The 24,963-nt window shown below is 61.9% G+C and carries 26 protein-coding genes and 1 riboswitch; of the genes, 11 read left to right on the forward strand and 15 right to left on the reverse strand.

Annotated features, from left to right (window positions below):
- Positions 1 to 131: 131 nt before the first annotated feature.
- A complete protein-coding gene (locus ACVWVY_RS16315) occupies positions 132 to 320 on the forward strand; it encodes a hypothetical protein (RefSeq protein WP_456627322.1) in 189 nt (62 codons plus the stop codon).
- 25 nt (positions 321 to 345) lie between these two features.
- Here the strand turns inward: ACVWVY_RS16315 and ACVWVY_RS16320 are convergent, their stop codons facing one another.
- Positions 346 to 801 carry a nuclear transport factor 2 family protein gene (locus tag ACVWVY_RS16320; RefSeq protein WP_456627323.1) on the reverse strand — a complete coding sequence of 152 codons (456 nt, stop codon included), beginning with the start codon at positions 799 to 801 and terminating at the stop codon, positions 346 to 348.
- A gap of 252 nt (positions 802 to 1,053) precedes the next feature.
- Between ACVWVY_RS16320 and ACVWVY_RS16325 the strand changes: the two genes are divergently transcribed.
- From ACVWVY_RS16325 to ACVWVY_RS16360, 8 genes are all read left to right on the forward strand, one after another.
- A complete protein-coding gene (locus tag ACVWVY_RS16325; RefSeq protein WP_456627324.1) occupies positions 1,054 to 1,887 on the forward strand; it encodes a DeoR/GlpR family DNA-binding transcription regulator in 834 nt (277 codons plus the stop codon).
- A 187-nt stretch (positions 1,888 to 2,074) separates the two neighbouring features.
- Positions 2,075 to 3,619 (forward strand): glycerol-3-phosphate dehydrogenase, encoded by a 1,545-nt coding sequence (gene glpD / locus ACVWVY_RS16330; protein ID WP_456627325.1) that lies wholly within the window; start codon positions 2,075 to 2,077, stop codon positions 3,617 to 3,619.
- Positions 3,616 to 4,695, forward strand: coding sequence for an ABC transporter ATP-binding protein (locus tag ACVWVY_RS16335; RefSeq protein WP_456627326.1), 1,080 nt, complete (start codon positions 3,616 to 3,618; stop codon positions 4,693 to 4,695). Before glpD ends, ACVWVY_RS16335 begins: the two co-directional genes overlap by 4 nt.
- Before the next feature lie 12 nt (positions 4,696 to 4,707).
- Entirely contained in the window at positions 4,708 to 5,793 is a 1,086-nt protein-coding gene (locus tag ACVWVY_RS16340) for an ABC transporter ATP-binding protein (RefSeq protein WP_456627327.1), read from the forward strand.
- A complete protein-coding gene (locus tag ACVWVY_RS16345) occupies positions 5,793 to 6,695 on the forward strand; it encodes a carbohydrate ABC transporter permease (RefSeq protein ID WP_456627328.1) in 903 nt (300 codons plus the stop codon). Before ACVWVY_RS16340 ends, ACVWVY_RS16345 begins: the two co-directional genes overlap by 1 nt.
- On the forward strand, positions 6,695 to 7,501 hold the full coding sequence (locus ACVWVY_RS16350; protein ID WP_456627329.1) for a carbohydrate ABC transporter permease: 807 nt from the start codon (positions 6,695 to 6,697) through the stop codon (positions 7,499 to 7,501). Before ACVWVY_RS16345 ends, ACVWVY_RS16350 begins: the two co-directional genes overlap by 1 nt.
- A gap of 9 nt (positions 7,502 to 7,510) precedes the next feature.
- Positions 7,511 to 7,837 (forward strand): DUF2160 domain-containing protein, encoded by a 327-nt coding sequence (locus tag ACVWVY_RS16355; RefSeq protein WP_456627330.1) that lies wholly within the window; start codon positions 7,511 to 7,513, stop codon positions 7,835 to 7,837.
- A gap of 73 nt (positions 7,838 to 7,910) precedes the next feature.
- Positions 7,911 to 9,707, forward strand: coding sequence for an ABC transporter substrate-binding protein (locus ACVWVY_RS16360; protein ID WP_456627331.1), 1,797 nt, complete (start codon positions 7,911 to 7,913; stop codon positions 9,705 to 9,707).
- A gap of 103 nt (positions 9,708 to 9,810) precedes the next feature.
- Here ACVWVY_RS16360 and ACVWVY_RS16365 read toward each other — a convergent pair whose 3' ends face one another.
- The gene (locus ACVWVY_RS16365; protein ID WP_456627332.1) at positions 9,811 to 10,911 is read right to left on the reverse strand and encodes an alkene reductase; all 1,101 of its coding nucleotides are present in this window, start codon (positions 10,909 to 10,911) and stop codon (positions 9,811 to 9,813) included.
- A gap of 270 nt (positions 10,912 to 11,181) precedes the next feature.
- Positions 11,182 to 11,727 (reverse strand): SPFH domain-containing protein, encoded by a 546-nt coding sequence (locus ACVWVY_RS16370; RefSeq protein WP_456627333.1) that lies wholly within the window; start codon positions 11,725 to 11,727, stop codon positions 11,182 to 11,184.
- On the opposite strand from ACVWVY_RS16370, the gene ACVWVY_RS16375 reads away from it, so the two are divergent.
- On the forward strand, positions 11,726 to 11,962 hold the full coding sequence (locus ACVWVY_RS16375; RefSeq protein WP_456627334.1) for a hypothetical protein: 237 nt from the start codon (positions 11,726 to 11,728) through the stop codon (positions 11,960 to 11,962). The two genes, ACVWVY_RS16370 and ACVWVY_RS16375, sit on opposite strands and share 2 nt — an antisense overlap.
- 682 nt (positions 11,963 to 12,644) lie before the next feature.
- Here the strand turns inward: ACVWVY_RS16375 and ACVWVY_RS16380 are convergent.
- Together ACVWVY_RS16380 and ACVWVY_RS16385 are read right to left on the reverse strand one after the other, a co-directional pair.
- On the reverse strand, positions 12,645 to 13,910 hold the full coding sequence (locus ACVWVY_RS16380; RefSeq protein ID WP_456627335.1) for an IS256 family transposase: 1,266 nt from the start codon (positions 13,908 to 13,910) through the stop codon (positions 12,645 to 12,647).
- Positions 13,911 to 14,445: 535 nt separating this feature from the next.
- Positions 14,446 to 14,739, reverse strand: coding sequence for a helix-turn-helix domain-containing protein (locus ACVWVY_RS16385; RefSeq protein ID WP_456627336.1), 294 nt, complete (start codon positions 14,737 to 14,739; stop codon positions 14,446 to 14,448).
- A gap of 396 nt (positions 14,740 to 15,135) precedes the next feature.
- On the opposite strand from ACVWVY_RS16385, the gene ACVWVY_RS16390 reads away from it, so the two are divergent.
- Complete coding sequence (locus ACVWVY_RS16390) at positions 15,136 to 16,335, forward strand: hypothetical protein (protein WP_456627337.1); 1,200 nt, start codon at positions 15,136 to 15,138, stop codon at positions 16,333 to 16,335.
- Positions 16,336 to 16,458: 123 nt separating this feature from the next.
- Here the strand turns inward: ACVWVY_RS16390 and ACVWVY_RS16395 are convergent, their stop codons facing one another.
- The 10 genes from ACVWVY_RS16395 to ACVWVY_RS16440 all read right to left on the reverse strand — a co-directional run bounded on the left by ACVWVY_RS16395 (position 16,459) and on the right by ACVWVY_RS16440 (position 24,810).
- The gene (locus ACVWVY_RS16395) at positions 16,459 to 16,821 is read right to left on the reverse strand and encodes a 3'-5' exonuclease (RefSeq protein WP_456627338.1); all 363 of its coding nucleotides are present in this window, start codon (positions 16,819 to 16,821) and stop codon (positions 16,459 to 16,461) included.
- A 110-nt stretch (positions 16,822 to 16,931) separates the two neighbouring features.
- A complete protein-coding gene (locus ACVWVY_RS16400) occupies positions 16,932 to 17,291 on the reverse strand; it encodes a hypothetical protein (protein ID WP_456627339.1) in 360 nt (119 codons plus the stop codon).
- An 822-nt stretch (positions 17,292 to 18,113) separates the two neighbouring features.
- Positions 18,114 to 18,488 (reverse strand): hypothetical protein, encoded by a 375-nt coding sequence (locus ACVWVY_RS16405; RefSeq protein WP_456627340.1) that lies wholly within the window; start codon positions 18,486 to 18,488, stop codon positions 18,114 to 18,116.
- A 20-nt stretch (positions 18,489 to 18,508) separates the two neighbouring features.
- Positions 18,509 to 18,775, reverse strand: coding sequence for a hypothetical protein (locus ACVWVY_RS16410; protein ID WP_456627341.1), 267 nt, complete (start codon positions 18,773 to 18,775; stop codon positions 18,509 to 18,511).
- Positions 18,776 to 18,926: 151 nt separating this feature from the next.
- On the reverse strand, positions 18,927 to 19,628 hold the full coding sequence (locus ACVWVY_RS16415; RefSeq protein ID WP_456627342.1) for a hypothetical protein: 702 nt from the start codon (positions 19,626 to 19,628) through the stop codon (positions 18,927 to 18,929).
- Between the two features lie 331 nt (positions 19,629 to 19,959).
- Positions 19,960 to 21,858, reverse strand: a complete 1,899-nt coding sequence (thiC, locus tag ACVWVY_RS16420; protein WP_456627343.1) for a phosphomethylpyrimidine synthase ThiC — start codon at positions 21,856 to 21,858, stop codon at positions 19,960 to 19,962.
- 182 nt (positions 21,859 to 22,040) lie between these two features.
- On the reverse strand, positions 22,041 to 22,649 hold the full coding sequence (locus ACVWVY_RS16425) for a thiamine phosphate synthase (RefSeq protein WP_456627344.1): 609 nt from the start codon (positions 22,647 to 22,649) through the stop codon (positions 22,041 to 22,043).
- Entirely contained in the window at positions 22,636 to 23,418 is a 783-nt protein-coding gene (locus tag ACVWVY_RS16430; protein WP_456627345.1) for a thiazole synthase, read from the reverse strand. The genes ACVWVY_RS16425 and ACVWVY_RS16430 overlap by 14 nt, the downstream gene beginning before the upstream one ends.
- Positions 23,419 to 23,608: 190 nt before the next feature.
- On the reverse strand, positions 23,609 to 23,806 hold the full coding sequence (gene thiS, locus ACVWVY_RS16435; RefSeq protein ID WP_456627346.1) for a sulfur carrier protein ThiS: 198 nt from the start codon (positions 23,804 to 23,806) through the stop codon (positions 23,609 to 23,611).
- On the reverse strand, positions 23,797 to 24,810 hold the full coding sequence (locus tag ACVWVY_RS16440; protein ID WP_456627347.1) for an FAD-dependent oxidoreductase: 1,014 nt from the start codon (positions 24,808 to 24,810) through the stop codon (positions 23,797 to 23,799). Before ACVWVY_RS16440 ends, thiS begins: the two co-directional genes overlap by 10 nt.
- Positions 24,798 to 24,944, reverse strand: a riboswitch (TPP riboswitch). (Overlaps the previous gene by 13 nt.)
- Between the last annotated feature and the right edge of the window lie 19 nt (positions 24,945 to 24,963).

Below are 24,963 nucleotides of genomic sequence, written 5' to 3' on the forward strand. Positions count from 1 at the left end.
GGCCATTTGGACGATTCGCTAGCTATTCCGGGACCAGCTTTGACATAAGTCCGGGCTTCGACGCAACGGGAGCAAGGAACAATTTGCCGTGCAACCCGTTGTAAGCCCGGAAGAAATCGCAAGGCTAACCCATGTCGGATACCTACATCATCGAAGTCGGCTCGCAGCCGGCAGGAATTATCGTGCGCGCTCCCGGCGGTTACCGGTTCTTTGCCGCGACGCATCGTTTCGACCGGCTGGAAGGGCAGATATTCCGCAGCGCGCGCGAGGCCGAGCGCGCGGCCAGGCGTCTTGCCAGCGGGATGCCGCTGGCGGCATAACCGCCAGCGACCCGTCTTTCGAAGGTCAGAGCTTGGTGGCTCCGCGGGACAGCAGCTTCCAGTCGTTGCCCTGCTTCTGCCAATTCATCAGGATGTGCAGGTTCTGCGGGGTCTTCTTGCCGTCGTTGAACTCCTGCTCGCCGACGAAGGTGAAGCGCACGATGGCGGTCGGACCAACGACGCGGATCGTGGGATCCTTGTATTCGAGCGACGTCCATTTGTAGTTGGCCTTGGCGATGCCGTCGAGAAGCGACGCCTTGGTGTCGACCTTGGCGTTCGAGTGGCTGTAGCTCAGTTCTTCAGCGCAGAGTGAGGCCGCCGCCTCGGCATTGCCAGCCGCCTGCGCCACACGGAACGCTTCGACGTTCTTCGCGATGGCATCTTCGTCCGCACCGGCAAAAGCGGGGACGACGCTCATGAGCCCAATCCCAAGCCCAAGTGCGAGTGCGGGCAAGGCGAGCTGGCGACGATCGATGTTCATGGCTTCCTCCATTTTTGTTCGTGGGGCAGTCTTGCAGCCACAAATTGTTTTGTCGAGCGCACTGACGGTGCGGTTCGCATGGTTTCCGGCGCGGCCGCCTTAACCAGAATAGTTGTTCCGAGCGGCCAATAGCCCTACGGGCGCTCTCCGTCGTTGACCGCGGCCCCAATCAGCCGCACCATAACGGCAACTTTGTGCCCCAAGCCTGTACTCAAGGCCGTATCTCAGGTCCAAATCTCAAGGGTGCCAGCCGTGGCCGGACTGTCGCATCGCCAGACTGAAATTCTCAACATCGCCCGCGCCTTTGGCCGGGTGATGGTGGAAGACCTCGCCAAGCGTTTCGAGGTGTCGGCGCAGACCATCCGCAAGGATCTCAACGACCTCTGCGACCAGCGCTCGCTGACCCGCATCCATGGCGGCGCCATCATCGCCTCCGGCGTCGAGAACCTCGCCTACGAGGCGCGGCGCTTCGTGGCGGCGGAGGAGAAACGGGCGATCGGCATTGCTGCCGCGTCGCGGATTCCGAATGGCTGCTCGCTGTTCATCAACATCGGCACCACGACGGAAGAAGTCGCAAGCGCGCTGACCTCGCATGAGGACCTGCTCGTCATCACCAACAACCTCAACGTCGCGATGCTGCTATATCGCCACCCGCGCATCGAAGTGATCGTGGCTGGTGGCGCGGTGCGCCGCGCCGACGGCGCGGTGATCGGCTCGACCGCGATCAGCCTGATCGGCCAGTTCAAGGTCGATTACGCCATCATCGGCGCATCCGCGATCGACGAGGAGGGCGCGCTGCTCGACTTCGACTATCGCGAGGTGCAGGCGGCACAGGCGATCATCGCCAATGCGCGCAGCGTCATGCTGGTCGCGGACTCGACAAAACTCCGGCGCAGCGCGCCGGTGCGCATCGCCCATCTCGGCCAGATCCAGACCTTTGTCACCGATGCCCCGCTGCCCGCGGGCCTTGCCAGCATCTGCCACCATCGCGGCATCGAAGTGGTCGAGGCGATGGACAAGCCGGCGGCGGATATCGACGAGCCAGGCGGCGGCGAGCCGGCTTCGACCGTGGTGCGGTTGAAGTAGCGCGGTCGGCCAATCGCGACACACCAAGCCCATCCCCCGAAGGCCAAAGTGGGCATTAGTCCAGGAGTGCACCCAATTTCGCGACCGTCCCGCCGCTTTCGTCTTGCTTTCGTTTTTGTTTGTGATTAACTCCAATCCGAAAGCGAAATCGCCGAAGTGAAGAGGCGGTCGCCGGGGAAGCGTTTCGGTGGACAGGGTATACGACCTCGCCATTATCGGAGGCGGCATCAATGGCTGCGGCATCGCGCGCGATGCGGTGGGCCGGGGCAATTCCGTTTTTCTCTGTGAAATGAATGACTTGGCGAGCGGGACGTCGTCATGGTCGACCAAGCTGGTGCATGGCGGGCTGCGCTATCTCGAATATTATGAGTTCCGGCTGGTCCGCGAGGCGCTGATCGAGCGCGAAATCCTCTGGCAGATTGCGCCCCACATCATCAGGCCGTTGCGTTTCGTTTTGCCGCACCACTCCGGCTTGCGCCCGGCTTGGCTGCTCAGGCTGGGGCTGTTTCTGTACGATCATATCGGCGGCCGGCATCTGCTGCCGCCGACGCGTTCGGTCGATCTCGCGCATGACGAGGTGGGCAAGCCTTTGATTGCCAACCGCTACACCAAGGGCTTCGAATATTCCGATTGCTTCGTCGATGACGCGCGCCTCGTCGTGCTGACCGCGCGGGACGCCGCCGATCGCGGCGCCGAAATCCGCACCCGCTCGCGCGCGGTCGAGATCCGTCAGGTCGACGGCATCTGGCAGGTCACCGTCGAGAACACGATCAGTGGAGAGCGCACGACCATCCAGGCGCGCGCGCTGGTCAATGCCGGCGGCCCCTGGGTCGAACAGGTGTTGTCCGCGGGCTCCGGCGTCAACGCGCGCGCAAAAGTGCGGCTGGTGCAGGGCTCACACATCGTGGTGCGCAAGCTGTATGACCATGACCGCGCCTACATGTTCCAGAACGCCGACGGCCGCATCATCTTCGTCATTCCCTATCAGGACGATTTTACGCTGATCGGCACCACCGATCGCGACTACGACGGCGATCCGGCCAAGGTGAAGGCCAGTCCTGAGGAGATTCAATATCTCTGTGCGTCGGCCAGCGAATACCTGAAAAAGCCGGTGCTGCCTGCGGACGTGGTCTGGACCTATTCCGGCGTTCGCCCGCTCTATGACGATGGCGCCAGCGAGGCCAAGGCCGCGACCCGCGATTACGTATTCGAACTCGATACGCCCGGTGGCGCGCCGCTGCTGTCGATTTATGGCGGCAAGATCACGACCTATCGGCGGCTCGCCGAGGAAGCGCTGGAGCGGCTCTCGCCATACTTGCGCAGCGCCAAAGCCAAAGAAGGCTGGACCGGCAAGTCGCCGCTGCCCGGCGGCGACATGGATGTTTCGGCGGTCGCCGCGCTGACGGCGGAACTGACGCGGGAATATCCGTTCCTCGACAAGGCGCATGCCAACCGTCTCGCCCATGCCTATGGCACGCGTGCGACAAAATTGCTCGGCAACGCGAAATCATTGGCCGATCTCGGCCAGTCGTTCGGTGCCACCTTGACGGAGAGGGAAGTCGGGTACCTGATGTCGAACGAATGGGCTTGCACCGCCGACGACGTGGCATGGCGAAGGTCCAAGCTCGGGTTGCGGCTGTCGCCAGATGAGATTGCCGCCCTCGACGAGTGGATCAAAGCCCATCGCGCCCCCGGCGAACGTCCCTTGCGTGAAGCGGGAGGGCGATCATGAGCGTCACGCTCGAACATGTCACGCGAACCGTAGATGGCATCCCGACCATTCGCGATGTCTCGCTGACGCTCGAGCGCGGCACGCTGAGTGTGCTGCTCGGGCCGACGCTGTCGGGCAAAACCTCGATCATGCGCCTCCTCGCCGGTCTCGACAAACCTGCGACCGGCCGCGTGCTGGTCGATGGCAAGGACGTCACCGGCGCCGACGTGCGGCAGCGTTCGGTCGCGATGGTCTATCAGCAGTTCATCAATTACCCCTCGCTGACGGTCTATGAGAACATTGCCTCACCGTTGCGGGTGCAGGGCAGACCGCGCGAGGAGATCGACCGGCGTGTCCAGGAAGCTGCAAAACTGCTGCGGCTCGAGCCCTATCTGAAGCGCACGCCGCTGCAGCTTTCCGGCGGCCAGCAGCAGCGCACCGCGATCGCGCGTGCGCTGGTCAAGGGTGCCGATCTGGTTTTGCTGGACGAGCCGCTCGCCAATCTCGACTACAAGCTTCGTGAGGAGTTGCGCACCGAGCTGCCGCGCATCTTCGAGGCATCGGGCGCGATCTTCGTTTATGCGACGACCGAGCCCTCTGAGGCCTTGTTGCTCGGCGGAAATACCGTTTGCATGTGGGAAGGCCAGGTCTTGCAGGCCGGCGACACGTCAAAAGTCTATCGCCAGCCGGATACGCTGCGGGTAGCGCAGGTGTTCTCCGATCCGCCGCTCAATATCGTCGGCATCGAGAAGAAGAACGGCTCTGTGCAATATGCCGGCGGCATCCAGGCGCCGGCCACCGGCCTCTACGCATCGCTCGCCGACGGTCCCTATCGCGTTGGCTTCCGCGCCCATCAGCTCGAAGTGGCCAACGGCATCGCCGGCCGCCATGCGTTCCACGCCACCGTGACGGTGACCGAGATCACCGGTTCGGAAAGTTTTGTGCATCTCAACCGCGACGCTTCCAACTGGGTCGCGGTGCTGCAGGGCGTGCATGAATATGAACCCGGCCACGTGCTCGATGCCGTGCTCGATCCCGACAATGTTTTCGTGTTCGACGCCGCCGACCGCCTGGTCGCCGCGCCGGGCCCCATCTGAGGGAGATGCGACATGGCCCGCATTGACCTCGTCGATCTCGCGCACTCCTACGGCGGCAATGACGCGCCGGAGGAATCATTTGCGCTGAAGCCGGTGACGATGACCTGGCGGCAGGGCGGCGCCTATGCGCTGCTCGGCCCGTCCGGCTGTGGCAAGACTACGCTGCTCAACCTGATATCCGGCATCGTCGCGCCCTCGCGCGGAAAAATCCTGTTCGACGGCGCCGACATCACACCGCTGTCAACCCAGAAGCGCAATATCGCGCAGGTGTTCCAGTTTCCGGTGATCTACGACACCATGACGGTCGGGCAGAACCTTGCATTCCCCCTGCAGAACCGCAACGTGCCCAAGGCCGAGATTGACGCGCGGGTGAGGCAGATCGCCGACCTGCTCGACCTCACGTTCTATCTCGACCGCAAAGCGACGCGTCTGACCGCGGACGCCAAGCAGAAGATTTCGCTCGGCCGCGGTCTCGTCCGCTCCGACGTTGCTGCGGTGCTGTTCGACGAACCGCTGACGGTGATCGATCCCGAATTGAAATGGCAGTTGCGCTCAAAACTCAAGGCGCTGCATCGCGAGCTCGATCTCACGATGATCTACGTCACCCATGACCAGACCGAGGCGCTGACTTTCGCCGATACGGTCGTCGTCATGCATGATGGCCGCGTGGTGCAGAGCGGCACGCCGGCGGAACTGTTCGAAAAGCCCGCGCATACCTTTGTCGGTTATTTTATCGGTTCGCCCGGCATGAACGTCGTTCCGGCCGACGTGAGCGGGCACGAGGCGCGCATTGACGGTCACGTCATTGGCCTGCACCGAAATTACGGCGTGCTGCCGGCGGGCGCTAGAATCGAGATCGGCGTGAGGCCGGAATTCGTCACTGTCGCGGCTCCCGCGTCCGGCCTGCTGTCCGCCACGATCGAGCGCATCGACGATCTCGGCCGCGTTCGCTTCGCCCGCGTTCGCATCGGCGATGCCAAATTCGCCGCCCGCGTGCCATCCGGATTTTCCGTGCCGGACAACTCGGTCGGGCTCGTGTTCGATCCCGCGCATGTCCACGTCTATGCCGATAGCCATCTGGTCGAGGGGGTTGCCTGATGGACAAGACGATCAACCAGAAAGCCTGGTTCCTGGTGCTGCCGGTATTCCTGGTGGTCGCGTTCTCCGCGATCCTGCCGCTGATGACGGTCGTGAACTATTCGATGCAGGACACGTTCGGCAACAACCAGTTCTTCTGGAACGGCGTCGGCTGGTTCAAGGAATTGCTCGATCCCTCGACCGATCTCGGCGGGCGCTTCCTCGCCTCGCTCGGCCGCAACCTGCTGTTCTCCGCCATCATCCTGGCGATCGAGGTTCCGCTCGGCATCGTGGTGGCGCTGTCGATGCCGCGCGAGGGCTGGACCGTTGCCGTATGCCTCGTGATCCTGGCGCTACCGCTGTTGATCCCGTGGAACGTGGTCGGAACGATCTGGCAGATTTTCGGCCGGCCCGACATCGGCCTGCTCGGCTATACGCTCAACAGCCTCGGCATCGAATACAATTACGTCTCCAACGAGTTCGATGCCTGGGCCACGGTCATCGTGATGGACGTCTGGCATTGGACCAGCCTCGTTGCGCTGCTGTGCTACGCCGGACTGAAGTCGATCCCCGACGCCTATTATCAGGCGGCGCAGATCGACGGCGCCTCGCGCTGGGCAGTGTTCAAGGCGATCCAGTTGCCGAAGATGAACCGCGTGCTCTTGATCGCGGTGCTGCTGCGCTTCATGGACAGCTTTATGATCTACACCGAGCCGTTCGTCGTAACCGGTGGCGGGCCCGGCAACTCGACCACTTTCGTTTCGATCGAACTGGTCAAGATCGCGCTCGGACAGTTTGACCTCGGCAAGGCCGCGGCCTTGTCGCTGGTCTACAATCTGATCATCCTGATCGTGTGCTGGATCTTCTACACCGTGATGACCAACGCAGGGACCGAGCGTCCTGAAAAAAAGGGAGCCGCGTGATGAACTCGATTCCCGGCCGCCGCATCATCATGGTGGTGTTCCTGATCTTCCTGCTGTTGCCGATCTACTGGCTCGTCAACATGAGCTTCAAGACCAATACCGAAATCGTCACCACCATGACGCTGTGGCCGCACCAGCCGACGCTGGAAAACTACAAGCGCATCTTCACCGACGAGAGCTGGTATTCCGGCTACATCAACTCGCTGACCTACGTCCTGATCAACACCGTGATTTCGATCGCAGTGGCGTTGCCGGCCGCCTACGGCTTCTCGCGTTACCGCTTCCTTGGCGACAAGCATCTGTTCTTCTGGCTGCTGTCGAACCGCATGGCGCCGGCGGCGGTCTATGCGCTGCCGTTCTTCAATCTCTATTCGGCGATCAACCTGTTCGATACGCCATGGGCGGTCGCGCTGGCCCATTGCATCTTCAATGTGCCGCTCGCGGTCTGGATCCTCGAAGGTTTCGTTTCCGGCGTGCCGCGCGAGATCGACGAGACCGCATTCCTCGACGGCTATTCGTTCCCGCGCTTCTTCATCAAGATCCTGGTACCCCTGATCGCGAGCGGCATCGGCGTCGCCGCGTTCTTCTGCTTCATGTTCTCCTGGGTCGAGTTGCTGCTGGCGCGCACGTTGACCTCGGTCAACGCAAAGCCGATCTCGGCGATCATGACGCGCACGGTCTCTGCGGCGGGCATGGATTGGGGCCTGCTGGCGGCGGCCGGGGTACTCACCATCATTCCCGGCGCCCTGGTGATCTGGTTCGTCCGCAACTACATCGCGCGCGGCTTTGCGCTCGGCCGGGTGTAGGGGGCACATATGGAACATATCGCATGGATGGCCTGGACGCTGCCGACCGCGATCTTCTTCGTAATGCTGGCGCTGACATTGGGGGCGATGACCTGGCTTGCAGTCGCCTATCCCGAAGCCGAACGTGTCGGCGTGCTGCGCATTCCGACCACGCGCGGCGACCGGCTGTTCATTTCGCTGGTGCTCGCTGCCGTCATTCATTTGCTTTGGATCGCCTTTGTGGGCACCGACCCGATCGCGACGCTGCCGATCGGGGAGGGCGTTGAAATATCGAGCTTGTGGCTCGCAACCGTGATTTCGCTTCTATCGGCCGTTGCGATTTTCCGCACCGTCTAGGAAGCGAAAAGAGCAGATCCGGGATCAACCCGGGCCTGAGTTTGTTTTTGTCGCTGCAACCGGAGGATCCAACATGCGACGCTTGAGAGGAAGGAATGGTCCCTTGACCAAGGAGAGCTTTCTGACGATGACCAGCGCGGCCGCGCTGATCGCGGCTTCGGTGACCATGGCCGCACCTGCGCGTGCGGACGACGCCGTCAATCAAAGGTGGATCGACAGCGAATTCCAGCCCTCGACGCTGTCGAAGGCCGACCAGTTGAAGGAGCTGCAGTGGTTCGAAAAGGCCGCCGCACCCTTCAAGGGCATGGAAATCAACGTCGTGTCGGAAACGATCACGACGCACGAGTATGAATCGCGGACGCTGGCGAAAGCCTTCACGGAGATCACCGGCATCAAGGTCAAGCACGACCTGATCCAGGAAGGCGACGTCGTCGAGAAGCTGCAGACCCAGATGCAGTCCGGCAAGAACGTCTATGACGGCTGGATCAACGATTCCGACCTGATCGGAACGCACTTCCGGTACGGCCAGACCGTGATCCTGTCGGACTACATGACCGGCGAGGGCAAGGACGTCACCAACCCGCAGCTCGACGTCAACGACTTCATCGGAAAGTCCTTCACGACAGGCCCGGACGGCAAGCTCTACCAGCTTCCCGACCAGCAGTTCGCGAACCTCTATTGGTTCCGCTACGACTGGTTCTCCAATCCGGACTACAAGGCCAAGTTCAAGGCCAAGTACGGCTACGATCTCGGCGTTCCCGTGAACTGGTCGGCCTATGAAGACATCGCCGAGTTCTTCACCAACGACATCAAGGAGATCAACGGCGTCAAGGTCTATGGCCACATGGACTACGGCAAGAAGGACCCCTCGCTCGGCTGGCGTTTCACCGACGCCTGGCTGTCGATGGCCGGCAATGGCGACAAGGGCATCCCGAACGGCAAGCCGGTCGATGAATGGGGCATCCGCATGGAAGGCTGCCGTCCCGTCGGTTCGTCCGTCGAGCGCGGTGGCGACACCAACGGCCCGGCGGCGGTCTATTCGATCGTCAAATATCTCGAGTGGATGAAGAAGTATGCCCCGCCGCAGGCGCTGGGCATGACCTTCTCCGAATCGGGACCGGTGCCGGCACAAGGTGCGATCGCGCAGCAGATCTTCTGGTACACCGCCTTCACCGCCGACATGGTGAAGCCCGGTATCCCGGTTGTGAACGCGGACGGTACGCCGAAGTGGCGCATGGCGCCGTCGCCGCACGGCTCGTACTGGAAAGAGGGCATGAAGCTCGGCTACCAGGACGCCGGCTCCGCGACGCTCCTGAAGTCGACTCCGCCGGATCGCCGCAAGGCGGCCTGGCTCTATCTGCAGTTCATCAACTCCAAGTCGGTGTCACTGAAGAAGAGCCATGTCGGTCTCACCTTCGTTCGTGAATCCGACATCTGGGACAAGTCCTTTACTGAACGTGCGCCGAAGCTCGGCGGCCTGATCGAGTTCTACCGCTCGCCCGCGCGCGTGCAGTGGACCCCGACCGGCAACAACGTGCCTGACTATCCGAAGCTCGCGCAATTGTGGTGGCAGAACATCGGCGATGCGTCGTCCGGTGCGAAGACCCCGCAGGCGGCGATGGATGCGCTGGCCGCAGCGCAGGACTCGGTGCTCGAGCGTCTCGAGAAATCCGGCGTGCAGAAGGAGTGCGGGCCGAAGCTGAACAAGAAGGAGACGGCCGAGTTCTGGTTCGCCAAGTCCGCCAAAGACGGCAACATCGCTCCCCAGCGCAAGCTGGCGAACGAAAAGCCAAAGGGTGAAACCGTCGACTACGACACGCTTGTGAAGTCGTGGCCGGCCACCCCGCCCAAGCGCGCCGAGGCGAAGTAAGCTTCGCGATTACGCGTGATGCACAGACGAAAGGCCGGGAGCGATCCCGGCCTTTTTCTTGCTTACCTCGCCCGCACGCGGGGAGAAGGGGCGCACCGCGCCTTCACTCCGCCGCTTGCGCAGCGCCCAGCGTCGGGTAGTCCGTGTAGCCCTTTGCGCCACCGCCGTAGAACGTCGCCTTGTCCGGCGCATTCAGCGGCGCGCCCTTCTTCAGGCGTTCGACCAGGTCGGGGTTGGAAATGAACGGTTTTCCAAATGCGATCAGATCAGCGGCGTCGGCTTCGAGCACCTTGGTGGCGAGATCGAAATCATAGCCGTTGTTGGCGACATAGGCGCCGCCAAAGCGCTTGCGCAAGCCCACATAATCGAACGGCGCGATATCGCGCGGCCCGCCGGTGGCACCTTCGATGACGTGGATGTAGGTCAGCTTCAGCGCGTTGAGACCATCGACGATGTGATCGAACAGCGGCTGCGGATTTGAGTCGGAGACGTCGTTGGCGGGCGTCACCGGCGAAATGCGGATGCCGGTGCGCTCGGGGCCGGCCACCGCGGCGACGACCTTGGACACTTCCAGCATCAGTTTTGCGCGGTTCTCGATCGATCCGCCGTAGGCATCGGTGCGCTTGTTGGTGCCGTCCTTGGCGAACTGGTCGAGCAGATAGCCGTTGGCGCCATGAATTTCGACGCCGTCGAAACCGGCCGCCAGCGCATTCTCGGTGCCGCGCTTGAAATCCTCGATGATCCCTGGAATCTCCGACAGCTCCAGCGCGCGCGGCTCGGAGATGTCGGTGAAGGTGCCGTTGACGAACGTCTTGCCCTTGGCGCGGATCGCGGATGGCCCCACCGGCTTGCCGCCGCCGGGCTGCAACGTATCGTGCGAGATGCGGCCGACGTGCCAGATTTGGATGAAGATGCGCCCGCCTTTTTCGTGCACGCGGTCGGTGACCTTGCGCCAGCCTTCGATCTGCTCCTTCGAATAGATGCCGGGCGTGTCCTGGTAGCCCTGGCCCTGCTGCGAGATCTGACTTGCCTCGGTGATGAGCAGCCCTGCGGAGGCGCGCTGCCCGTAATAGTCCACCGCCAACGGGCTCGGCACCATGCCTGGAGGTACCGCGCGGTTGCGGGTCAGCGGCGCCATCGCGAGGCGGTTCGGAAGCGTGATCGGGCCAAGCTTGAAGGGCTCGAACAGTTTGGTCTGGCTCATGTCAGGGATGTCCGCAATCGATGATGATAGGGGACAGTTGGGCATTGCGGCCGTTTTCGCAATGGCGAAAGCCATTCGGCGTGCGCAGACGAGCTGCGCAAGCGTTTCTCTCGTGGGCTGGGGCGGCGGCCGGCGCAGGATGATCTGTTCGGAATCGGCAGCAGCGTAGCAGGAGCCGCCTCTCGCGCGACGGTGCGGCGGCCGGAGCTTTCCGCACCGGCCGGCCGGAGGGCGGCGCGGCTGACCCATCGGCCGGCGGGCGTGGCGCGGTCACATTGCAGCGAACGCGCTTTTTCCGCCCACGCTCACGGGCGCCTGCGCCGCGACGGCCGCCCGCTTGGCGTCCAGCTCGATGGCGGGCCCGGCGATATCCACCTGCATCAGTTCGAAGGTCAGGCATTCGCAGCCGATCGAGCGGAACACCTGGTTGGCCGCCTTTTGCACGTTGTTGCTGAAGGTCTGGTGGTCGGTCTGTATTTCCAGCCGCGATTTGCGGCTGCACACCGCCTTCACGACCGATTGCAGGCGCATGCAGATCTCGTCCCGGTAATTCTGCGTGCTTTCGAAGGTGGCCCTGGGATCGACGATCTGGGTCCGCACGACATAGGTAAGGGTGAGGGCAAAGCGGTCCGTCGAAACGGTGCCCTGGTTGAGCCTGAAGATTTCGGGACGGCGATCGATCCGTGCGATCTGCCGGCTGGCGGCGCGGATCCGGTGCCGGCCGGGGGGCAGGGCCCTTTCGAAGCGGCCGTTCCGGTAGAGCAGGATGGTCTCAAACTGCTGCACACAGACCCGATCGAAGCCGAGCAGCGCCATGATCCCCTTCCGGAACAGCGTCGAAATCCAGGCCCAGGTGCCAGCGATCACGGCGATGACGATCAAGGAAAATGCTATTGACCCCAGAAGTTCACCCACGTTTTCCCTTCCACGCCATGTTTCTTATCTCGTTGGCGAAGCAGCGCTGCCGGCTCTTCTCTTCTTTTTCTTGGCTTTCCGTGCGTCGAAAATAAGTCATCGCCATTTCAATCAGAAGGTGCAAACAAAAAAATAATCGGACTGTTGCCTGGTCATTCGCATTTTAAATGAAGGCATTGTGATATCAGATTGTTTCCTTCCCTTTGGGCATTCGGAAGGCAGGTAATTTTCATTCGCTGTGCCTTCTATGTCGTCCCTGCGCCCATGCGCACTCAGCAGGGACGGACGTGGGGATAATTTTCCGATTCAACTATCAAACAGTGGCGAAGGTGTGCGTCCGTATTCCCGCGGCGCGGGAAGCGTCCGGGCTTTGCGTCACTTCCCGCCCTCGAAGGGGTGAGGGCGCAGGGAAGACCGGGTGCACGCTGCACCCGCGGTCTCGTGTGCAATTGCGCACAGAAGACGCGCACACGAGCATACAGGTACAGGCGGAGCATCCCGGCCTTCCCTGCGCAGTGGCTTTACGGCTTACTTCGTGCTCTCCCCGGCGAACGGCTTTCTTGCCACCGTCGCCCGCGAGAAGCTTCGCTTCTCTCGGACTTAATGCCAGCACCGCGACATCAGGACCACACGACTTCGCCGTACGCGAGCACACACGTCAGTCGCAGCTCTCGCGTCCACCGCATCCCACCGCGCGTTCGTGACGATCGCGACCCGCCCCTCTCATCGGGTGAGACGGGCGGAGTTATGCGGGGTGCCGTCCGGAATGCGGTTGGAAATCGGTGTGGCGCACTCTCCGGTAACATGAAGGTATCGTTTCAGGCGGCGACGTCAATTGGCTGATCAATGGGTTTTGTGGCGAGCGTCTGCCAACCGTCAACCTTGCGCATGTTGATCTGACCGGAGGCAAGCAGCGCCCAGAACAACATGGCAGCGGTGTCGGCTGACGGCAGCACGGTTTGCGTTTTGATCCGCCGCTTGAATTCCTCGTGCAACCGCTCGATCGCATTGGTGGTGCGTACGCTGCGCCATTGGCTCGGCGGCAGCCGGGTGAAGGTGAACAGGCGGTCGCCGGCTTCCTCCATGCTGTCGGCAACGGCGCGATGCTTGAGCCTCCATTTGCGAATGAAGGCCTTGCGGCGGGTTTCGATCTCCTCAGGCGTCGTCGCGTAGATCATGTCGTTGTAATCCACGGTGATCTCGTCATGCAGCCGCTCGGGGGCATGGGCGAACAGGTTCCGGTGCTTGTGGACCGTGCAGCGCTGGACCGGCACGCCGTCCCAGACAGAGGCGACGGCCTTGTCGAGCCCCGGCGCGCCATCGACGATGAGGAACTCGGGCCGCCGCAGCCCGCGCGTGATGAGATCGTCCAGCACAGTGCGCCAGGCCTCGGCGCTCTCGCCACCCATGCTCTTGATTGCGAGCAGCACCTTCTGGCCATCCGCGCGCACGCCAAGGACAACGAGCAGCGAGATCGAGGTCGCCTTGCGGTCGAGCCGCACGCGAACGACGGTGCCGTCCAGGATCAGGCGCACGACCGGCTCCCCGGCCAGCGATCGGGTGTTCCAGCCGTCCCAGTCGCTCTTCACCTTGCGCCACGTCCGGCTCACCGTGTCCTTGCCGACCGTCCCGCCGAACAAGGCCGCCAGCGCGCGGCGCACCCGCCGCGTATTGGTGCCGGCCAGATACGTGCTCGCGATCAGCGCGTCGGCAGCCAATGTGCGGCGTTGATAGGCCCGCAGCGCCTGGCTCTTCCATTCCGTCGTCTTGCCCTCGGACGTGGTCAACCGGGCGCGCGGCACCGCGATCTCGATCGGCCCGAACGTGCCCGTCAGCGACCGCGTGCGGCTGCCGTGACGGTGGCCTGTAATGCCCGATCTTCCTTCGTTGCCGGCCATCTGACTTCGTCCGTAACGCGGCCGTGCCAGCGCCTCATCAAGCTCGCTGCGCAGCAGCTCTTCAATAAACCCGCGTGCCCGAGCCCGCATCTCGGTCTCAATCGGATCAAACCAGTTGTCGAAAAGTCGGCAAGTCGTCGCTGCTTCAAGCTGCGAGGAACCGGGCTTCGTGGTAATGCTCGTCATGGCGTAGTCTCCAGTCCGACGCTTCAACGCCGGATGATTCGAGGTTGATCACCCCGGAGACTACGCCAACCTCATTCCTACCAACTCCGCGACGGCACCTTATGCGGCTGATTTGCCCTGCGCGTTAAGCGGAATATTTTTGCGCGCAGGGCTGGACAGGTTTTGAGTGATTTGCCCGTCGTGCCAATTGGTCGCAGACCCTGCACAGGATTTGCGCTTGCACGGCAAGCAAATCAGCCAGCAGCGCGGCAGGGTGGGCAAAGTGCAAGCGTGCCCACCGTAACCAGCAACGTGCAAATGGTGGGCACGGCGCAGTTGCGCCTTTGCCCACCCTACGAAGCTGGGCCTCGCCGGCATGGGATCGCGCCACACCATTGCGTCTCGCACGCGGCGGCATAGAGCGTAGGGTGGGCAAAGGCGCGTTAGCGCCGTGCCCACCATCTCACTGTGTTCACGATGGTAGGCACGCTTCCGCCTTCGCTCTTCGAGCTACGGCGAGACAAGTCCGCTTTGCCCAGCCTACGCTCTGTCCGACCTAGCTGTGCGCGGGAATGTCGACGCCGTCAGTCGCATACTGCCGGATCTTGTTCCGCATCGTGCGCACCGAAAGGCCGAGCACGCGCGCGGCGTGAGTGCGATTGCCGTGGCAGCGCGCCAGCGTCTGCAGCACGAGCTCGCGCTCGATCGCCTCGATCGTGGAGCCGATCAGCATCGGCACGATCTGGTGGGGTAAAAGGGCCTGAGATTCCGCCAACGAAATCTCGGGCGTGCAGACACAATCCACGCCAAGATAAAGGTCACCGTACGCGCCAAAATACTCCTGGGGCATCAACACCTCCCGATCGACGCTTGCTCCGAAACGCGGAGCAAAAACATCAGGAATCAACGGCCCCCTGCCGTAGCCGCAGGTTGGGCGCGATTGGTTAACGAAAGGTTAAAAGGCACGGAAAGGTTTTGATGCCGATTCGTCACACCCTGAGGTATATGTTCAATGACAGGCAGATGGACGTGTTGGCTTGTAGCCCGCATGAGCGCAGCGATATGCGGCAAGCGCAAAACAGGACGACGAGAGGGCGGCCTTTGCGCCGCCCTCTTTGCTTCTACCTACCCGAGTGGCCCCCTTGGTGCTACGATTACCGGATGAAGATCGTGCCGCCGGCACTAGCTTTCGTCGTGGCCGGGCGTCGCACCGGCGGCCAACCGATCAGATCAAGAGGGCGCGGCGATGCAATTCCTTGACGTTGTCTTCGAGTGCGCGGACAAGTCGGACGACGACTGGATGTCAGCCGCCATTGTGCTGGCGCAGGAATGTCTTCCAGGCAAGGACCGGACGATCACGCATGCATCGATCGTATTCGGTCCCGGTCTGCTGCTTGAGGCCATTCCCAAAGACGGCGATACGCCCGGTGGCGTCAAGTTCCGCAAGCTCATTCGACCTGAGGACATCTCACGGGTTTGCTATGTGATGCGGTCAAGCGCGGCTCGGCCTGCCGACACGGAAGCCCAGAAGCGGATTTATGCCCAAGGCCTCGAGGCGTTTTATGCGTTTCTCGGCGAAAGCTATTCGTTTCGGCAAATCCTACTGCACAAGATCGACCGCAAGCTTGCCACGGATATGTCGGCCACGCTCGGAGAGACCTTCTGCTCGGCACTGGTCAAGCGCATGCTGACCGTCGCAGATGTCGCCCAAGGTCTGTCCAAAACCCTGCTGATGTCGCCAAGCGAACTGCACTCCGAACTGTTTAACGCGGGCTGGACGTCCGTGCCTGTTGAGCAGTGGGGAACGATCTTTCGCGAACCGTCCGAAAGCCAACTGCGCCTAGCAAAGCAATTAGGGCTCGAGTCGGTCGGTGTAAACCGCGCCGAGAAGTTCGCAGAAGCCAATGACATCATCATCAAGGGTTTTGAGGCTACCGCCGCCATCACCGACGCGACCGCCGGTCTGACGCTGGCCCAGACTGGCCTCAATCCCTTGGCAAATCACGACTACCCTTTCGACATGCTCGAGGAAGCGGGCCTCGCCCAGCGATGGCGTGAACTGGACAATTTCAAGAGCCCCGCACGCTGGAAGGTCGCGAAGTTTCGCGACCTGTTCGCGCAGGTGCAGGGGGAAATCGCGAACCGGCTCCGCGCCGCGTTACCACGCGTGCTGGATACAGCAGGAGACTCCGCCAAACTGTCCGAACTCATGAAGCAGGCTCAGGAGACTGTGGAGAGCAACGACTTGGATTCGCCCTCTGTGCGCCGGATTGCATTGGCGTTTGCGCCCTTCCGCAATCCCTTGCCGGCGATGCACTATGCCGCCGGGCGTGACGCGCTCGCCGGTGTGGGCGATCCGGGACTCGAGGCCATCGGCAAGTTGATCGATGCGCGCCTTCGTATCGTCGAGGCTATGCGGGTTACGGCAAATTCGCTAGATCTGTGAAGCGTCAGTTCTCCCCACCGGCGGCCCGTTCGTCGCACAACACAAACATGGGCGTGGGTCGGGAGGTCGCGCGCCAGCGGTCCAAGAACTCGCCCAGGTGCGGACGCATATCCCGTTCACCCTCTACTTGTACCAGCTATGCGCGGAGATGCCGTAGATCATCGCGCGGGCGCGAAGCACCGGTAGGTCGAACCCTTTGCCATTCCAAGTAATCACCCGCGGCGAGTGTTCGGCAAAGTACTCCCAAAACGTCGAGAGGAGGAGTTGCTCGTCCCAATCTGCATCACCACCGGATCGGCAACAATCAACCGCGTACTTCACGGTAAGTCCCTTGTCGTACTCGATACGCCTCCACGACGGAGATCGCAACGATCCGATGCCAGATAGGCTTGGGTAGAAATTTTTCTCCATTTTTCCCCCAATCTGAACTAGCGTGCGATCCGGGACAGTCTCGATGTCGAGGCACATGATCCTGTCGTGTTTCATGGCTTAAGCTCCGGTCAATGCTGGCGATTGAATACATTGAGGTCGAGTTCTAGGCGGGATGTTTGCGTACCTTCCGACGGGTGGCGGGATTGCCACCGGGATCGCTGCATTTACTCATCCCATTTCATCGTTCTCATTGCGGCTTCGACCGCAGATTCCGGCTTGTCGAAAACCATCATCATGCAACCCTTAGCCGCCAGCCTCCTGATATGAATCGGTGGTCTGTCTAGGTCTGCTAGACCGCGACTGCGATTGTACGCGATTAACGCAGCGATGAGGCAAGTGTTAGCGCTGCCACCTGCTGATGCTCTGGTCTTATCGCATTCTGCCGGATCAACAGGTTCAGCAGAAATGTTTCTGTTTGTAAGCATAGCGATCAACTGACAACCAGATTGGACACTGGATTCTGCCGCCGCCGGTTGGGCAAATAGCATTGCTGTCATGAAAGCAGTAGCGATCAATTTTTTCATTGCGAACTCCTCTCTGTTGGGGTGATGCGAAGTGCATCGTTGGACGCAGCCCGTAGGCTGCGCCCCGCCGATAGACTTCAGTCGTAGCTCGGCACCACTTCGATGCCGGGTGCATTCCAAGGCGTGTTCTGCAGCTAGCGCTTGACCGATCGGGATAACCACCGCCCGCAGCACCGGGCAGTTCGGTTCGCCTCCGAGTTGATCTTCCGTCTCGATCTCAAAGGTCGGTGAAGCAGACGATCAGCGACGCATCGATCTCGTTGCGGACGTGGCCTTGTCCCTAATGACGCGGCCAGCTAGGGGAAAATAGTGGCCCGCAGCCAAGGCAGACTGCACGATTATCCTCTGATATAGGAACTGATGCGACGCAAACGCTTGCGATTTTTCGCCAATGTTTTGTTTTTTCGCGTCAACTTCTGGCAAACATATCCTGTTGCGCCGCCGACAGGAAGACCGGCTGTTGTGAGCACCAAATGAGAAAGTGTTGGGACATTTACAATGTTGGATCGGGCTTTGCGGTGGAGGATCGCTTCACCGCAAAGCGCCACAGCTATTACCGGACATTGGAAGGGGCGGAGAAGGCCCTTGGTCGGCTTCGAGCAAAAGGGGCTGCTGTAGTCACGGGCACGCACCCGGCGTCGAAACCGAAGTCGAAGCCGAAGACGAAGTCGAAAAGACTTTCCGGGTTCGCCAAATTTTCGGCCGACGAACATAAGCGCGCGCCTAAACGACGCACTGAATTAACGAGACGAGAAGAAAACGAGGCCAATGGACAATGGAGGTACAGACGCAGGACTATGATCGTACGACCCAGATGGATGGTCAGTGGCGGATTGCCGGGGCTTGGTAAACGCCGCTAAGGCCGGAAGAAGCCACCTGCCATCGTTGTAGCGGCTCGCCGCCCCAGGGGGACGATGGCCGCTTCACTTCGCAGCCTGACGCTTCGCCTCTCGATGCGGTCGCATTCGCGGGCGGGATCGGGATTGCCAGCGGCTGACACTGAGACGCTGCATGGGCATCTCGAGGCTCGACGATCTCGCGACGGCCGCCGGGATCGCCGTAAGGCTGATCAAGCGCGCGGAGAATGAACTTCACGCGCGCTTTTTTCGAGTTCGCCCCTTCGCCAGACTTTGCGCCACAATGCTCAGCGTTGCGATACACTGGAAGGCCGTAGTCGGTGCTCACGATCTTCACCATCAGCGCGATGGTCTGATGTTTCAGCTCCGTATCCTTTGGGCTGGGTCCGCTTTTCGCTTTGGGCGCCCCATCGACAAAATATTCCAGACGAATTCGTGGAGGAACCGAGGGACATTCATGCGGGCACGGCTGGCACCGCCCGCATGCTTGCGGAGAATCTCCAGCGCATCATGGTCGCCCTCGCGAGCGAGCGCGACCAACGTGTCGACCTCTGCGGCCTCCATGCGCGCGCGGAAAAATTTCCGGCTAAATTCCTTTGAGAACAGTTGAGGCGCGTTGCGCACCATCCGGCACGCGCTTCTGAATCTGCGTTCTTCGGTTGCTTCGGCATGGGCCGAATATAGCCAGGAAACGGGGAAGTTAGCGGGGCGTTAGCTTGGTCCGAACGGCCGTTCGCCATGCTATTGAAAGTTCAAGCAAAAATAGTGCTTGCATGTTTCAGCGAAGCGTAACCCACCAATCGTCCAGCACCCTACGTGCTGTCACAACCAGTGCCGGAAACGATCGCCGTGCAACGGTCATGCAGCCAGCGCCGTTCTGCTCTTCTTTTTCCTTGAGGATGCCGGCGGCAACAAGCGCGGCACGGTCATCCGGGCAAAACTCGGATGATTTTCGATCCAACTCCTCGAGGCTAAGTGAAGTTACGAGAACGCAGGCACCCGTGCCGCGATGGCCTGTGATCTGCGCGATTGATTTGAGAATCAGCTTGTAAGCGCGTGTCGCCGTGATCTCGTGGTCCCAGGGAGATTGCAGCCACCAATTGCCAGCGACGATCCGCGCGGTGGAAACCACGCCGACGTGGTAGGACGTCGTTTCGTCGCCAAAGCTCGTGGAAAACGCATAGCGCCAATTCCAGGCCTCGACTTTCATATCGAACGGAACAAGAAAATACTTGAAGGAAGGCGCATTTCCTTCGTCCGCTGTTCGCTGGATGAACCGGTCTGCCACCTTGGTGACTTCGAATTGCGTGGGCGTTGCGAGCAATTCGGATCCGAGCGGAAGGTCTAGAGTTTGCACAGAGACGGGGGCGGTGAGCACGCGCTGAAGCGCGCAAACCAGCGGTTGAACGAAGTCCGTGCGTTTCAAGTCTGACTGGATGTAGAGCACGACTTCCGCAGGCGCGATCAATCCGCCGACCATGCGCGGCTGTTCCTGCGCCGGCGCGGTCGACGTTCCGGCGAGAAGGAGAGAAAATATCAGATGGTGCAATCTGTATTTCAAAGGTGCGGTCCCGTCCGCCTCTCAATGGCTTGTTTCTCACTTTAGTATCGATACTGAGTGCGGTTTGCGACCAACAAAGTCAGATACTTCGCAGGGTAAGTTACCGAGATGTAACTACTATGTTGAGAAGGCAGTGGATTGCGCTTCCGCCTTTGCTCTTCGAGCGATGGCTGATTGCCGCAAACAATAGAAAAAGGCCGGACTTTCGCCCGGCCTTCCTGGTGCCACTAAGCTTGGTGCGTCTGCGGCGTCACAACACCCGATTACTCTCCTTCACCTTCTCCGCATCCAGATATACGCTGCTCCCCATTTCCTTGAACTTCTGGCTCATCGCCGCCATCCCGTCCTCAATGGTGCCCGACACCGACATCCCCACACTCGCCGGATCGTTCAGCGTCGCCGCGTAATCCCGCACGTCCTGCGTGATCTTCATCGAGCAGAACTTCGGCCCGCACATCGAGCAGAAGTGCGCGACCTTGTGGGCTTCCTTCGGCAGTGTTTCGTCGTGGAAGCTTTTTGCGGTGTCCGGATCGAGGCCGAGGTTGAACTGGTCGGTCCAGCGGAAGTCGAACCTCGCGCGGGAGAGGGCGTCGTCGCGCAGTTGCGCGGCGGGGTGGCCCTTGGCGAGGTCGGAGGCGTGGGCGGCGATCTTGTAGGTGATGACGCCGACCTTGACGTCGTTGCGATCGGGCAGGCCGAGATGCTCCTTCGGCGTGACGTAGCAGAGCATGGCGCAGCCGAACCAGCCGATCATGGCCGCACCGATGCCTGACGTGATGTGGTCGTAGCCCGGCGCGATGTCGGTGGTCAGCGGGCCCAACGTATAGAACGGGGCTTCGCCGCACTCCTTGAGCTGCTTGTCCATGTTGATCTTGATCTTGTGCATCGGCACATGGCCGGGGCCTTCGATCATCACCTGGCAGCCTTTTTCCCACGCGATTTTTGTCAATTCGCCGAGCGTTTCGAGCTCCGCAAATTGGGCGCGGTCGTTGGCGTCGGCGATCGAGCCGGGGCGCAGGCCGTCGCCGAGCGAGAACGAGACGTCATACTTGCGCATGAGGTCGCAGATCTCGTCGAAATGCGTATAGAGGAAGCTCTCCTTGTGATGCGCCAGGCACCACTTCGCCATGATCGAGCCGCCGCGCGACACGATGCCGGTGACGCGGTTGGCGGTCAGGTGGATGTAGGGCAGGCGCACGCCGGCGTGGATCGTAAAATAGTCGACGCCCTGTTCGCACTGCTCGATCAGCGTGTCCTTGTAGAGCTCCCAGGTCAGTTTTACCGGATCGCCTTCGCACTTCTCCAGCGCCTGGTAGATCGGCACGGTGCCGATCGGGATCGGCGCGTTGCGCAGAATCCATTCCCGCGTGGTGTGGATGTTGCGGCCCGTCGAGAGGTCCATCACGGTGTCGGCGCCCCAGCGGATCGCCCACACCATCTTGTCGACTTCCTCCTCCACCGAAGAGGTGACGGCGGAGTTGCCGATGTTGGCGTTGATCTTGGTCAGGAAATTGCGGCCGATGATCATCGGCTCGAGTTCGGCGTGGTTGATGTTGCAGGGGATGATGGCGCGTCCGCGCGCGATCTCGGAGCGGACGAACTCCGGCGTGATGAAGGCGGGGACTTCGGCGCCAAAGCTTTCGCCGTCGGCAAGCGCGGCTTCCGCGCGTTCGAGCTGCTGCTTGCGACCGAGGTTTTCGCGCTCGGCGACGTAGATCATCTCCTTGGTGATTATGCCGGCGCGGGCGAATTCGAGCTGGGTGATCTTGTGGCCGTCGAGGCCGCGCAGCGGCTTGTGGTGCGCGGTGAAGGCCTTTGCGGCATGCGAGGCGCCGACATTGCCGTTGTCTTCCGGCTTGATGTCGCGGCCCTGATATTCCTCGACGCCGCCGCGCTCCTTCACCCAGGCGAGGCGGTTGCGCGACAGGCCGGCGTTGACGTCGATGGTCACGGACGGATCGGTGTAGGGGCCGGAGGTGTCGTACACCGGCAGGTTCGGCTCGCCGGCACCTTCGCTGAGGATGATTTCGCGCAGGGGCACGCGCACGTCGGGTGCGGCATCGGGGGTCGCGAAGATTTTTCGCGATGAGGGAAGCGGCCCGGTGGTGACGGCGGGAAGGGTGGTGTCGGGATTGGAGCGGATGTTCATTATGTTATCCTCCTTGTTCTAATTCGTTGGCATCGCTGAGCGAGAAACGGCCACCGCTGTCATCCCCGCGAAGGCGGGGATCCAGTATTCCAGAGGCCGCGCTGAGGGCGGAGAGGCCGCGGCGTACTGGATCGCCCGGTCAAGCCGGGCGATGACGGCGGAATGAATGGCAAGAGGACTCATCACGCGGCCTCCGCGCTCTGGCCCAGCCACTGCCGCACCCGCGCATCCGGGTCAGCATTCTGGGTGACGTCGCTGACGACGGCGATGGAGTCGGCGCCGGCGGCAAAAATCTCGGCCGCCTGTTCGAACTTGATGCCGCCGATCGCGACCAGCGGGATGTCGCCGATGCGCTTCTTCCACTCGGTGATCTTGGGAATGCCCTGCGGCGCAAAACGCATCGATTTCAGCGTGGTCGGAAAAATCGGGCCGAGCGCGATATAGTCCGGCTTGGCGCGCAAGGCGACCGCCAGTTCCTCGTCGTCATGGGTGGAGATGCCGAGCGTCAGCCCGGCTTTGCGGATTTCGCCGAGATCGGCGTCGGCGAGGTCTTCCTGGCCGAGATGCAGGTGTTTTGCCCCGGCGACGATGGCCGCGCGCCAGTAATCGTTGACCACGAGTTTAGCGTCGGTGCCCTTGATGGCCTCCAGCGCGTCGGTCACGATTTGCAGCGCCTCTGAGTCATTGAGGTCCTTGGCGCGCAACTGGATGGTGCCGGCGCCGAGCAGCGCCAGCCGCGTCACCCAGGCGACGTTGTGAACGACGGGGTAGAATTTATCAGGATACGGCATGCCAGAACGGTGTCCCGATCACAGGGGTTGAGGGCGAGGCGAAGTCGCGGGCTTCCATCAGGCCTGCTTCATAAGCGGTGCGGCCGGCTTCGACGCCAAGGCGGAACGCATTGGCCATTGCGACGGGATCGGCCGCTTTGGCGATTGCCGTGTTGAGCAGCACAGCGTCGTAGCCGAGTTCGAGCGCGTGGGCCGCATGCGAGGGCGCGCCGAGGCCGGCGTCGACCACCAGCGTGATGTCAGGCAGACGTGCGCGCATCAGTTTCAGCGCATCGCGGTTGGTGATGCCTCTTGCGCTTCCGATCGGCGCGGCCCATGGCATCACGACCTTGCAGCCGGCGTCGACCAGCCGCATCGCAACCGAAAGGTCTTCGGTGCAGTAGGGGAATACTTCAAAGCCGTCCTTGATCAGGATGCCGGCCGCTTCGACCAGGCCGACCACGTCGGGCTGCAGCGTGTCGTTGTCGGCGATCACTTCGAGCTTGATCCAGGGCGTGCCGAACAATTCACGCGCCAGTTTTGCCGTGGTCACCGCCTCGCGCACGCTGCGGCAGCCGGCGGTGTTCGGCAACACCGTCACATCAAGCTCGCGGATCAGCGACCAGAACGCATCGCCGGTCTTGCCGCCGGCAGCCTCGCGCCGCAGCGACACCGTGACGATGTTAGCGCCGGAAGCTCGGATCGCGTCCTGCATGATCGCCGGCGAGGGATAGAGCGCGCTGCCGATCAGGAGGCGGGACGAGAAGGTTTTGCCGTAGAAGTTCAGCATGGTGTCAGTGTCCCGTTCTCGTCGCCCCACGCACAGCTCGTCATCCCCGCGCCACCACTCGTCATCCCCGCGAAGGCGGGGATCCAGTACGCCGGGAAGCTTGCGATAGAACCGAGTAGCCGCGGCGTACTGGGTCGCCCGGTCAAGCCGGGCGATGACAGCGGAGTGTGTGCTGTGAGCGTCATCCCCTTCACCCTCCCTGCCGCGGCGTGATGATCTCGATCTCGTCGCCGGCCTTCAACGCAGTCTCGGCCCAGCGGCTTTTCGGCAGCACGTCGTAATTCACGGCGATCGCGAAATGCGTGCCCTCGTATTCGAGCTCGCTGAGCAGCGCGTCGACGCGGGAAGAGGTGATATCCCGCTGTTCCCCGTTGACGGTCACACGCATCGCATCACCTCATTGTCGATTGCGCCGCGCTGCACGTAGGCGAGCGTCAGCTCGGCCAGCGCGGGGGCCAGCAGAAAACCGTGGCGATAGAGCCCGTTCACGGCGATCCTGTTCTTGCGAGCCGTGATCCGCGGCAGATTGTCGGGGTAGGCCGGGCGAAGCCCGGAGCCGAACTCGACGATGCGCGCTTCGGCGAAGGCCGGATGCACGGCATAGGCCGCACCCAGCAGCTCCAGCGCCGAGCGCACGCTGACGCCGGTGTCCTCGGCCTCGATCGAAGTCGCGCCCAGCATGAATTTGTTGTCGCCGCGCGGGATCACATAGAGCGGCCAGCGCGGATGGATCAGCCGCACCGGGCGCGACAGCTCGACCTCCGATGTCTCAACGATGATCATCTCGCCCTTGACGCCGCGCAGCTCCGGCTGCCGGTCGCGCGCGGACAGGCCGCGGCAGTCGATCACGATGCCGTCGAGGTCCTCGGCATCAGCATCGCAATCGAACTTGATGGTGCCGCCGGCGGCTTCGATGCGGGCATGCAGTTCGGGCAGCACTTTTCGCGGCTCGACATGGCCTTCGCCGGCATAGAACAGGCCATCGCGGAAACGGCCCTCCAGCGATGGTTCGAGGTCGCGTAACCCCTGCGCGTCGAGCCTGACGTGGCCGGTTGTCAGTTTTGCAAAACGTTCGAAATCGGCGCGGTCGCGCGCATGCGCCACGACGAGCGAGCCGTTGAACGGGGTTTTGGGAAAAAGCTCGCGCCACAAATCGAGCGAGCGGATGCCGAGCCGGCCGATCACGGGCTCCGAGGTCTCGGCCTCGCACCAGGGCGCCAGCATGCCGCCGGCCCAGTGGCTGGTGGCGAGCGTCATATCGGCGTCACTGCGCTCATATAGCGTGACGGCATGGCCGGCCTGTGCGAACAGCAACGCCTGCCATGCGCCGGCAATGCCCGCGCCGATGATGGAAACGGGGGAATCCCCCCGCGGATCTGACTTCTGGTACATCCCTGTCCCTTCGCCGGCATGACCCGGATCAGGTTCAAAGGGTCACCGCGGTCCTGCGCCTCTACTTTGAGAAAGTAGAATTGCCCAAGCTTGCGGTATCTCAGCTCCTCGTCGGAGCTCCCCTCGGAACAGGGCTAATGTAGGCAATTGGGC

It is taken from the genome of Bradyrhizobium sp. URHC0002, assembly GCF_054059515.1.